This is a genomic window from Candidatus Albibeggiatoa sp. nov. BB20, from assembly GCA_016744725.1.
Lineage (GTDB): Bacteria > Pseudomonadota > Gammaproteobacteria > Beggiatoales > Beggiatoaceae > Albibeggiatoa.
The window spans coordinates 20,062-30,737 of sequence record JADGDW010000036.1 but is presented as its reverse complement, the minus strand read 5'-3'; the positions used below and the strand labels follow the sequence as shown (position 1 = coordinate 30,737).

Below are 10,676 nucleotides of genomic sequence, written 5' to 3'. Positions count from 1 at the left end.
GGTTTAAGTTTAATACTTGCAGATGTTGGAAATTTTAAGTTTCTGGAAGAACATCTGTTAATTCAAAGTTATATAATCCCAAACCAATGACTTATTGTTTTTCGTTTAGCTGGAAACCAACAGAATTCAAATCTATTTTTTCTAATTGCTCTAATTTCTTTCCGAAAAAAGTCGATCTGATAGGCCAAATTTGCCTTTCAAGTTTTATAATTCTAGGCATAAGATTATCTTGTTAATTGCCTCGCTCCCACCAGTTAGATTTGTAGGAACGAGTACTTGACAGGAAGGACTTTAGAGATTAAACCCAACTACTTATATCAACAAAATGACCTTCGATTGCTGCTGCCGCTGCCATTGCAGGACTCACTAAATGTGTACGACCACCTTGACCTTGACGACCTTCAAAGTTACGGTTAGACGTTGAAGCACAACGTTCTTGAGGTTCTAAACGATCAGCGTTCATTGCTAAACACATGGAACAACCTGGTTCGCGCCATTCAAAACCCGCTTCAGTAAAGACTTTATCTAAACCTTCTTTTTCAGCTTGTTCTTTAACTAAACCAGAACCTGGTACGACTAAAGCAAGTTTGATGCTGCTTGCTACTTTTTTGCCTTTAGCAATTGCCGCCGCTGCCCGTAAATCTTCAATCCGAGAATTGGTGCAAGAACCGATAAATACTTTATCCAATTGAATATTTTGAATATCCGTATCAGCATCTAAACCCATGTATTCTAATGCGCGTTGCATACCTGTGGCTTTAGTTGCATCAGATTCAGCTTGAGGATTAGGCACTTTTGCATCAATTGAAACCACCATTTCAGGCGATGTACCCCAAGTGACTTGAGGACGAATATCCGCTGCATTCAACTCAATCACTGCATCAAATTCCGCATCATTATCAGTGTGCAATGTGTTCCAATAAGCAACTGCTTTATCCCAATTTTCCGCATTGGGGGAATAAGGACGACCTTTGACATACTCAATGGTTTTGTCATCAACAGCCACGATACCTGCACGCGCTCCGCCTTCAATCGCCATGTTACAGACCGTCATGCGACCTTCCATGCTTAAAGACTCAATCGCAGTGCCTGCAAATTCAACCGCATAACCTGTACCGCCAGCCGTACCAATGATGCCAATGATGGCTAACACGATGTCTTTCGCAGTCACGCCTTTGCCTAATTCGCCGTCGACTTTAATCAACATATTTTTAGATTTACGCTGATTCAAGCATTGTGTTGCTAAAGCGTGTTCAACTTCTGATGTACCGATACCAAATGCCAACGCGCCAAATGCACCATGTGTTGCTGTATGCGAATCACCACACACCACGGTCATACCCGGTAAAATCGCACCTTGTTCAGGACCCATGACATGCACAACACCTTGACGAATATCATTAATCGTAAATTCGGTGATGCCAAATTCTTCACAGTTTTTGTCTAATGTCGAGACTTGTAAACGTGAAACAGGGTCTTCAATTGCTTCCACACCACCCATACGATCATCTTTTGTGGTTGGGACATTGTGGTCAGGAACAGCGATGTTTGCAGCCAAACGCCAAGGTTGACGGTTTGTTAAGCGAAGTCCTTCAAATGCTTGTGGAGAAGTAACCTCGTGGATTAATTGACGATCAATATAAAGTAATGCTGCACCGTTTTCGTCGATTCTGACGACGTGTGCATCCCATAATTTGTCGTATAAAGTTTTTCCAGCCATATCTTTACCAATTAACAGTGAACAATTATCACACACAATTACTAATAAGCAATTAAGTGACAAGGATAAAAAAATTCGTGAGGAGTACAATTTATTCTGCATAGGCAAAACAAGAGTTGCACTCCTATATCTCAAAACAGTTGATTCTGAACCATTTTGATAATGTATAAATTACTTGTAAACAGGGAAACGTTTGCACAATGCAAGCACTTCGGCTTTGACACGTTCTTGTACCGCTACATTTTCCACATCATCTAAAACATCGCAAATCCAATTCGCAACTTGTATCATTTCTTCAGTACCTAAACCACGGGTGGTCATCGCAGGCGTACCAATCCGAATCCCACTGGTGACAAAAGGCGATTGTGGGTCATTCGGCACAGCATTTTTATTCACTGTAATATTGGAATTGCCTAACGCGGCATCAGCCACTTTACCTGTCATGTTTTTACTGACTAAATCCAATAAGAACAAATGATTATCTGTACCGCCAGAGACGATATCATAACCACGTTCAATCATGGTTTTTGCCATCATTCGTGCGTTTTCAACCACTTGTTTTTGATACACTTTAAACTCAGGCTGCATCGCTTCTTTAAATGCCACGGCTTTACCCGCGATCACGTGCATTAATGGACCACCTTGCGTACCAGGGAACACTAAAGAGTTTAATTTCTTAGTGATTTTCGGGTTAGCTTTTGCCAAAATCAAACCACCGCGAGGACCTCTGAGTGTTTTGTGCGTTGTTGTCGTAACCACATCAGCATATTCGATTGGATTAGGATATTCGCCTGCAACCACTAAACCTGCAACGTGGGCAATATCAGTCATTAAATACGCGCCGACTTTATCTGAAATCTCACGCATCCGCTTCCAATCCACCACACGCGAATAAGCACTAAAACCACCGATAATCATTTTAGGTTTATGTTCTAAAGCAAGCTGTTCCATTTGCTCATAGTCGATTTCACCCGTTTCTTTATCTAAACCGTATTGAATCGCGTTGAAAATCTTACCTGAGAAATTGACTTTTGCACCGTGGGTCAAATGACCACCATCAGCCAAGCTCATACCCAGTACCGTGTCATGTGGTTCTAATAGCGCGAGATAAACCGCAGCATTGGCTTGTGAACCTGAATGCGGTTGCACGTTGGCGTAATCTGCACCGAATAATTCTTTTGCACGTTCAATTGCTAATTTTTCTGCAATATCAACGTACTCACAACCGCCATAATAACGCTTGCTAGGATAGCCTTCCGCATATTTATTAGTTAAAACAGAGCCTTGAGCTTCTAACACTCGTGGGCTAGTATAATTTTCTGAAGCAATCAGTTCTAAATGCTCTTCTTGACGCTGTTCTTCGTTTTGAATGGCTTGGGCTAATTCTGGGTCAAAATCTGCAATGGTTAGGCTTTTCTGGAACATAGATAGAAGCTGTCCGTTGGAATTGAAAACGGCTATCATATCATTATTAGACGCAGAACTCACCGTTTGCTTGTATTTTTCAAGTCTACCAAATTCAGCAAGTTAGATGTGGATATATCTATTTATCAATTCAATCCAACTCGTAAGCCATAGCTCATTGTCATTTTTTAATGTGACGGCACATTACTTGTGGTGGATTTTATTCCCTCATAAATATTGTCATTAGCATGTTAATTATTTGTTGCAAAATGCTTTTTTATCATAATGATGTGGATTTTCTAGCAGGTGTGAAAAAAGGCTTATGGAAACAAGATGAATTTCATATTATTTGGTGTTCGCGTTAGTTGGGATTTATAACAATTCAAAGTGGAATATTCTATAAGTTATACTGTGAACTGAAAGTGTGCAAATCATGTTTAGGAACACGCTAATATGGCAAATATTACGCAACTTTTTGCAGAAGATAATATTCAATTTGGACAAAATATCCCAGAGCACATTAATGCGTATTTACAGCAAGCTGCGAAGAATTACGACAATATTGAAGTAGCAGAACAATTACTTTGGAAAGCACAACAATTGAAGCCGCAGCAGTTGGAAGTTTATATTGCATTGTATAAATTTTATTTTTATCAAGCACGTCTTGAAGAAGCAGAACAAGTCGCACAGCAGGCATTACAAATGTGTGCTCAAGTTGGCGGTTTTAATCCAGACTGGACTCAACTGACAGAGGACTCTGCAAATTGGCAAGACCCTAATTTAGCAGAATCTATTTATATGTATACTCTAAAAGGCGTTGGGATTTATTCGTATGCGTCGTTTGGATTTTGAGTTAGGACAACAAATTTTACATAAATTAAGTGAGTTGGATAAATTAGACCTTGTTGGCGGTTCGGTTATTTTGGATGTACTTGAAGGTGTGAAAGAAGGTATGGAGTAATGCAAACTTTCCGTAATTAAAAGCCCTATGGTATAGATAATTATCCCTATCTGACTTAGAATTGTTGACAACATAGACCGACTTTTAAGGAAAACTCATGATTAGAATATTTATTGGGTTTGACCCGCTAGAAACTGTTGCTTTTCATACTTTAGCTCATAGTATTTTAGCTCGTTCAACAATGCCTGTTTCTATTATTCCATTGAATTTAAAGAATTTGGGTGGTTTGATAACCCGTGAGCGTAATCCATTACAATCAACCGAATTTTCATTTTCTCGTTTTTTAACCCCCTATCTATCTGATTATGAAGGCTGGTCTATTTTTATGGACTGCGACATGTTGGTATTGGATGACATTGCTAATTTATGGAATTTGCGTAATAACCATTATGCGATCCAAGTTGTTAAGCATCATCATGTGCCTAAAGAAGAAATTAAATTTCTCAATGCAACCCAAACCAAGTATGAGAAAAAAAATTGGTCTAGTGTGATGTTATTTAACAATGCACGTTGTAAGGCTTTGACGCAGGATTATGTGAATACGGCAAGTGGTTTGGAATTACATCAATTTAAATGGCTGGAAAATGATGAGCTTATTGGTGAAATCCCATCCAAATGGAATCATTTAGTAGGTTATGATGAACCGCGTTCAGATGCCTCATTAGTCCATTACACTATTGGTGGTCCTTACTTTAAACAGTGGACGGATTGTGAATATGCCAAAGAATGGTGTGATGAACGGGAAGCCATGCTATTTGCACAGCAAGTTGAAATGGCAGGAGATGTGCCAGCGGATGTTCCAGATACAACGCTTGTTGAAGCGGATACAACGTCGCCTGTCACTGAAGCAGTTGAGATCGAAGCAGATACGCCCACTACAAGCAATGTTGAAGTTGATACGCCAACAGTAACTGAGACGGTTGAAGTGAAAACTGAAGCCAGCTAAGCCATTTTTAGAAATAGTGGGACTGTCTAAATGGGAATATTTGTTTTTTCAGGTGACAGTCTCTTAATTTTTGTAGAAAATATGAGAAAAGTATAATTTTTACTTCACATTTAAAATCATTTTGGTATAATCGTTTTTTTAGATTTTAGGCCGAGGTGGCGAAATTGGTAGACGCACCAGACTCAAAATCTGGCGATGGCAACATCGTGTCGGTTCGAGTCCGACTCTCGGCACCAAACCTTCCTGAATTGCACTCCTTCAGTTGCTAATTATTTATTGAGCTTCCGCTGGAAAATGAAAAATTGGCATAAAAGCAAATTTTCCATAAAAAAACCAAACAAAATGTGATAAAGTATAAACGTTACTAGTTGCTCTACAATGCGAAGCCTGCCTGTGAGCCACATTCAGTTATACTAGGCCTCCCTGTCCTAATAACATCATTGAGATAATGGGTCAGAATATACTATGTTTATTGAATATACCTTTACCATGGATGATGGAAAGGGACTGCACTATCGAGTCGAATTCGATAGACCGCGTGATAAGATATTAGATAAAGCGCAGTACCCAGACTGGACGGAATTAGATTTTCATCAATGCCCCAATTGTCCATTAAAAACAGAAGAGTATTCTCATTGTCCCGTTGCGATAGACGCGCATGAGATTTTATTAGGTTTTGCCGAAATTCTTTCATGTAAAGAAGTCGATATTTCAGTCAAAACCCCTGAACGTGAGTATTTTAAGCGTACAGATGCACAAACTGGTTTGCGGGCCTTAATTGGTTTCGTAATGGCAAGTAGTGCCTGTCCTGTTTTGTCTCCGATGCGTGGCATGGCCTATTATCATTTGCCTTTTGCTTCACTGGATGAAACGGTGTTTAGAATTACCTCTTCTTATTTATTACAGCAGTATTTTGTATATAAGAAATCAGGTGAATTTGATTTTGAATTCGAAGGGTTAAGAGAATATTTCAAAGAAATGCAAACTTTGAATTATCACTTTTTAGAGCGAATTCGAGCTGCATGTGAGGCAGATTCTAACTTAAATGTGTTAGCAACGCTGTTCACCATTTCTTCAATGTTATCTCTATCTTTAGATCGGCATTTGAAGGAAATTCAGCACTTATTTGATAATTCTGAATAAGCTACGCTCTAAGCCGCGTAAACTCATGAAAAACAACTCTGCAATTGGACGTTGTTTGATTGAGGTGTAAGGATACGTAATATACGTGATCTGCACGTTAGCGATACACGCGGCTAGCACTCCTGTCAGAAGGCGATCATCTACGAGCATAATGTCAGTGGATGGTTTGCCTGTCAGCGTTATAATTTGCTCTAGTCCATCAGGGTAAGGCTTTTTCTTCACTGCAACAATAAATCGAATTCCTGCATAGCTTTGTTTAAAATAAGCAATACGTTGCGGCATTGGTTTATTGGACAGAATAAAAATATTATTTTCCCCAAATATTTGCACACACTGTTCTAGCCATTTTTGTAACTCTTGTAATGGTTGTAAATCTCCATGTGGCGCAAGTACACCATCAAAATCCAATACCAATATACTCACTCCCAATTGCTTTAATTGTTGAGGATTAATTTGTATCGTTTGATAATGAGCTGGTGTCGCTTGGAAAACATCGGATATTGCATGGCGATAGGTTCGCAGCATGGATATAGTATAAATAATGCGTTTTATCATATTGTTTCTATTTAAAGTGTCTGGTTTCATTTTAGCTGAAAATATAAATATTAGGTAGTTAAGACCCCGCTTTAATGAGTTACCGCCAACAAAATCGCACAATATTGATCGTAAATATTAATATTTCTGACAGTATTTTAGAAAATACAAATCATTTCAATCGCTCAGCTTACACATTTCATGTTGGCTAAGCAGAAAAACTTAAACCCATCAAATAAAGCTAAAACACACTCTGCTATCTTTTGATATTAAGACATGCAAAGTAGAATAGCTACATCTGTACATTAAATCCAAACATAAATTATCCATATTGTATTCTACTGAATCATCAAAACTGCCCAAACTATTGTAGAAAAAATGATAATAAGGCAGCTATTTAAGGCTAAACACTATCCATTTTTATATTTACTGCTAGAATTATTTATACAGCCTTATCAATAATAATTAAAATCAAGGTGTCGTGTTACCAAAGACCAAGGGAGTACTACATTATGTTTCAACCACTGCATAGTCTACCTGAAGAACTATCACAATATAGTGATAAAATTTTGCAGTTGTGTGTTTCCAATCCTCAGTTTGCAGGTTTGTATAATCAGTTTGACAAAGTCAACGGTGAAGTAGATCGTGTGGCAAATTCCTCGGATCATGCTACCGCGTACCTGACCAATTTGAGAAAAAGTCAAACTTATTTACAAACGAGATTAGAAGGCTTTTTGCAAGCTAGCTAATTTTGATTAAAGTTGATTCATCGTAGTTTTTGGGTGTTATATTTTTAGAGTGGGGATGCACTCAAAAGCTATCGGTTTTAACTTGGATAATCTATGAGTATGACCTGTGTTATTGGCATTGGTTCACCATATGGTGATGATCAACTGGGTTGGAAAGTGATAGAAGTGATGGGGAAAAACGCCTGCTCCAATCAATCTGTCAACTTTATACGTTGTGAAACGCCTACCACAGATTTGCTTTCCCATTTAAAACAAGCCGAGTTCGCTATTTTAGTGGATGCGATTCATGCAGATTTACCCATAGGTCAGGTTTGTTCGTGGTCGCAATTATCACTTTTACCTGCAACCAGCGTATCAAGCCATGGAATAAGTTTAATGACGTTGTTGCAATTGGCTGAGAATTTAGGACAATCGCCAAATCGGTGGATAGTATGTGGAATTGTTGTTGAGCCAGAATCTTTGGCTTTGCATGCGACTTTGAGTCCTACAGTTTCTAAATCCATGCCGCAATTGCTCAACTATATTCAACAGTGTTTGGATGAATTTAACTCTGAGAGTATTGGCCAAAATACATAATATTGTCAGGATTTTTCTGAACAGCGTTCTAAATACACTAAGGTGGCACGGTCAGTTGGGTTGATTGAGTTCACTTTTTCAAAAAATGTGAGGGCTTTGGCAATATGTCCATTGTGATAACACATAAAACCTTGCTCAAAATCTCGTAACGTTTGTAATTTCAACTCTATCACGGCGGGTTCATCAGCATCAAATACTTCGTAGACCACCACAGTATTGGATTTGCCTTTTACTTTGACGCTATCAATTACTCGAATGTGGTATTCCATAATATTTTTCAACTTCATATAAGACTGTGCTGTAATCAATAATGGTGCACCGTATAATTTGGTTAAATTTTCAATTCGGGCAGCAGTATTCACTGCATCAGAGATAACCGTACCATCCATACGATTCTGCCCACCCACAGTACCTAAAATCAAGGGTCCCGTATTCAAACCTATGCCAATTTTAATTGAGGGATAACCTGCACGTTGCAGCAAATTATTGTATTGATTTAAAGTTTGCAGCATTGAAATAGAACCACGTACCGCATCATCCACCGTGGTTGGGAATAAAGCCATAATCGCATCACCAATATATTTATCGATAAAACCGTGATGCTTTAAAATAATAGGCTCCATTTGCCCTAAATAATTATTGATAAAATCAAAGATTTCCTGTGGTTCCATATCTTCAGACAACGTAGTAAAACCACGAATATCAGAAAACATCACCGTCATTTCTTTTTCAATCTGATCGCCTAATTGCACATCAATCATGTGCTGCTTATCAAGTAAGTTGAGAAATTCTCGTGGCACAAAACGCTCATAGGATTTTTTTAATTGCACTAATTCTGATGTAAATTTTTCACGCTCAATTTCGGATTTTTTGCGCTTGGTAATATCTTGAAAGACCGCAATTGCAAAAGAAATTTGTTTTTTTTCAGTGTAAATCGGGGTTGCCCACACTTCGAGAGGAATGGTTTCACCACCATGATGAATTTCCACATCATCAACACTGGAGCTTGTACCCTCTAATGCTTGGGTAATCGGCAAATGTGATGCACAATATAATTTCTCTGAACCCGCATGATAAAGCTGATAAATTTCAGAAAAATTCTCATACGTTGTGTTTGGTACAATGCCTTTACCCAGTAAATCTTGGGCTTTTTGATTAACGTAGTACAGCTTGCCTGCATGGTCGACAACAGTCACCCCCACTGGCATTGCATCTAAAAATTGTACTAAACGACTTTCAGTTTCCCGTAGAAATTGGAATGAGCGCTGTAGCAATTCTGCTCGATTTATCGGCGATGTGATATACAGTTCTTTTACAGCATCTTTTGGCATGTGATTAGCCAATGGGAATTTCACAAAGAAGCGGCTTCCTTTTTCTAATTCACTTTCACACCAAACATTACCTTTCATTGCCAAAGTTAAATTTTTAACAATAAATAAGCCTAAACCGCTAGAGCTTTCATTTGCTGTAGGACGCGGAGTTAAACAGCTAAATTTTTTAAATAAGTAAGTTTGATCTTGTGCGCTTAAGCCCAGCCCTTGATCTTTAATTTCAATACAAACATGTTGATCTTGTTTAAAGACAATAAGGGCTATTTTTTTTCCAGAAAACGAGTATTTAATTGCATTTGACACCAAATTCCCAACAATTTCATTTAAAGCATGTTTATCTGCAAATATATTATATTCATCATATTGTTGTGGTAGTTCTATTTGTAAGGATAATTTTTTTAGGTTTGCTTGTTCTCGATAAGCATTGATTGTATTTTGTAAGTTTTCTATTAAATTAAATACTTCTAAATTAAACCGCATTTCTCCAGATTCAATAGCATTCACATCCATCAACTGCTGAATTAAACTGAACATTTCACCTGCACTATTTTCAATCGTGCGCCCAAAGTCAATAATACGTTCGACTTTCAATTCTGAACTATTGGTAGCAATTAAATTGGCAAGGCTTTGAATAGCAAATAAGGGATTTTTTAAATCATGGGTAGCAATATGGAGAAATTCATTTTTTTCTTGATTAAGATGACGCAAGGCTTGATTGAGTTCTAATAGTTCTTGATTTTTATCAGCGAGTTCTTGAGTACGTTCTTGGACTTTTTGTTCTAAATTTAAACGGTAGGATTCTATGGTGGTTAAATCAATATAATTACGCAAACTGGTAGTGACTAAAGTGAATAGCTTATCATCAGTGAGTTCGGTCTTATGTTTATAGTCATTAATATCATATTTTATAATCACTTCTTTTTCAGGTGCTTGACCGGGCTGCCCAGTTCGTAGCACAATTCTGACTAAATTATTTTGTAGCTCCTCGCGAATATATTTGACCAGTTGCAACCCTGCATCATCGGTTTCCATCACAACATCGAGTAAAATTAAAGCAATGTCATCATGCTGAGAGATAATATCCTTAGCTTCAACTGCAGAGTAGGCATTAAGAATATGCAGTTGATGTGCTTGGAACAGATAATCACCCAGTGAAAATTGGGTAATAGAATGCACTTCTTCTTCGTCATCAATGACTAACATTTTCCATGTTTGCCCAGAAAATACCGCGATATTATCTTCACTTGTTTCTTCAGCAAAGAAAATATCATCATCTTCATAAACGCCTGAATCATTATCTATTGTCATTATA

General features: G+C 37.9%; 10 protein-coding genes and 1 tRNA gene. 7 read left to right on the top strand and 4 right to left on the bottom strand.

Features of this window, described 5'->3' with window-relative positions; genetic code table 11:
- Positions 1-298 precede the first annotated feature (298 nt).
- Together leuC and glyA are read right to left on the bottom strand one after the other, a co-directional pair.
- Positions 299-1,720, bottom strand: coding sequence for a 3-isopropylmalate dehydratase large subunit (leuC, locus tag ABXH34_RS06185; protein ID WP_353570995.1), 1,422 nt, complete (start codon positions 1,718-1,720; stop codon positions 299-301).
- Between the two features lie 171 nt (positions 1,721-1,891).
- On the bottom strand, positions 1,892-3,145 hold the full coding sequence (glyA, locus tag ABXH34_RS06180) for a serine hydroxymethyltransferase (RefSeq protein ID WP_353570994.1): 1,254 nt from the start codon (positions 3,143-3,145) through the stop codon (positions 1,892-1,894).
- Positions 3,146-3,577: 432 nt separating this feature from the next.
- On the opposite strand from glyA, the gene ABXH34_RS06175 reads away from it, so the two are divergent.
- The 5 genes from ABXH34_RS06175 (at position 3,578) to ABXH34_RS06155 (ending at position 6,174) form a co-directional block, all read left to right on the top strand.
- Positions 3,578-3,976 (top strand): hypothetical protein, encoded by a 399-nt coding sequence (locus tag ABXH34_RS06175; RefSeq protein WP_353570993.1) that lies wholly within the window; start codon positions 3,578-3,580, stop codon positions 3,974-3,976.
- Positions 3,957-4,085 carry a hypothetical protein gene (locus tag ABXH34_RS06170; protein WP_353570992.1) on the top strand — a complete coding sequence of 43 codons (129 nt, stop codon included), beginning with the start codon at positions 3,957-3,959 and terminating at the stop codon, positions 4,083-4,085. Before ABXH34_RS06175 ends, ABXH34_RS06170 begins: the two co-directional genes overlap by 20 nt.
- Positions 4,086-4,182: 97 nt before the next feature.
- Positions 4,183-5,031, top strand: coding sequence for a hypothetical protein (locus ABXH34_RS06165; RefSeq protein WP_353570991.1), 849 nt, complete (start codon positions 4,183-4,185; stop codon positions 5,029-5,031).
- Positions 5,032-5,180: 149 nt separating this feature from the next.
- Positions 5,181-5,267 (top strand) — tRNA-Leu (locus tag ABXH34_RS06160).
- 229 nt (positions 5,268-5,496) lie between these two features.
- Positions 5,497-6,174 (top strand): DUF6901 family protein, encoded by a 678-nt coding sequence (locus ABXH34_RS06155; protein ID WP_353570990.1) that lies wholly within the window; start codon positions 5,497-5,499, stop codon positions 6,172-6,174.
- Here ABXH34_RS06155 and ABXH34_RS06150 read toward each other — a convergent pair.
- Complete coding sequence (locus ABXH34_RS06150; RefSeq protein WP_353570989.1) at positions 6,154-6,729, bottom strand: YqeG family HAD IIIA-type phosphatase; 576 nt, start codon at positions 6,727-6,729, stop codon at positions 6,154-6,156. The two genes, ABXH34_RS06155 and ABXH34_RS06150, sit on opposite strands and share 21 nt — an antisense overlap.
- 491 nt (positions 6,730-7,220) lie before the next feature.
- Here ABXH34_RS06150 and ABXH34_RS06145 point away from each other — a divergent pair, with 491 nt between their 5' ends.
- Together ABXH34_RS06145 and ABXH34_RS06140 are read left to right on the top strand one after the other, a co-directional pair.
- Positions 7,221-7,457, top strand: coding sequence for a hypothetical protein (locus tag ABXH34_RS06145; protein ID WP_353570988.1), 237 nt, complete (start codon positions 7,221-7,223; stop codon positions 7,455-7,457).
- A 93-nt stretch (positions 7,458-7,550) separates the two neighbouring features.
- Positions 7,551-8,033, top strand: a complete 483-nt coding sequence (locus tag ABXH34_RS06140) for a hydrogenase maturation protease (RefSeq protein WP_353570987.1) — start codon at positions 7,551-7,553, stop codon at positions 8,031-8,033.
- Between the two features lie 5 nt (positions 8,034-8,038).
- Here ABXH34_RS06140 and ABXH34_RS06135 read toward each other — a convergent pair whose 3' ends face one another.
- Complete coding sequence (locus ABXH34_RS06135; RefSeq protein WP_353570986.1) at positions 8,039-10,672, bottom strand: ATP-binding protein; 2,634 nt, start codon at positions 10,670-10,672, stop codon at positions 8,039-8,041.
- Positions 10,673-10,676 lie beyond the last annotated feature (4 nt).

Bases quoted from the DNA above. Each gene is read 5' to 3' on its own strand.
- leuC (WP_353570995.1), bottom strand. From the start codon at position 1,720: ATGGCTGGAAAAACTTTATACGACAAATTATGGGATGCACACGTCGTC.
- glyA (WP_353570994.1), bottom strand. From the start codon at position 3,145: ATGTTCCAGAAAAGCCTAACCATTGCAGATTTTGACCCAGAATTAGCC.
- ABXH34_RS06175 (WP_353570993.1), top strand. From the start codon at position 3,578: ATGGCAAATATTACGCAACTTTTTGCAGAAGATAATATTCAATTTGGA.
- ABXH34_RS06170 (WP_353570992.1), top strand. From the start codon at position 3,957: ATGCGTCGTTTGGATTTTGAGTTAGGACAACAAATTTTACATAAATTA.
- ABXH34_RS06165 (WP_353570991.1), top strand. From the start codon at position 4,183: ATGATTAGAATATTTATTGGGTTTGACCCGCTAGAAACTGTTGCTTTT.
- ABXH34_RS06155 (WP_353570990.1), top strand. From the start codon at position 5,497: ATGTTTATTGAATATACCTTTACCATGGATGATGGAAAGGGACTGCAC.
- ABXH34_RS06150 (WP_353570989.1), bottom strand. From the start codon at position 6,729: ATGATAAAACGCATTATTTATACTATATCCATGCTGCGAACCTATCGC.
- ABXH34_RS06145 (WP_353570988.1), top strand. From the start codon at position 7,221: ATGTTTCAACCACTGCATAGTCTACCTGAAGAACTATCACAATATAGT.
- ABXH34_RS06140 (WP_353570987.1), top strand. From the start codon at position 7,551: ATGAGTATGACCTGTGTTATTGGCATTGGTTCACCATATGGTGATGAT.
- ABXH34_RS06135 (WP_353570986.1), bottom strand. From the start codon at position 10,672: ATGACAATAGATAATGATTCAGGCGTTTATGAAGATGATGATATTTTC.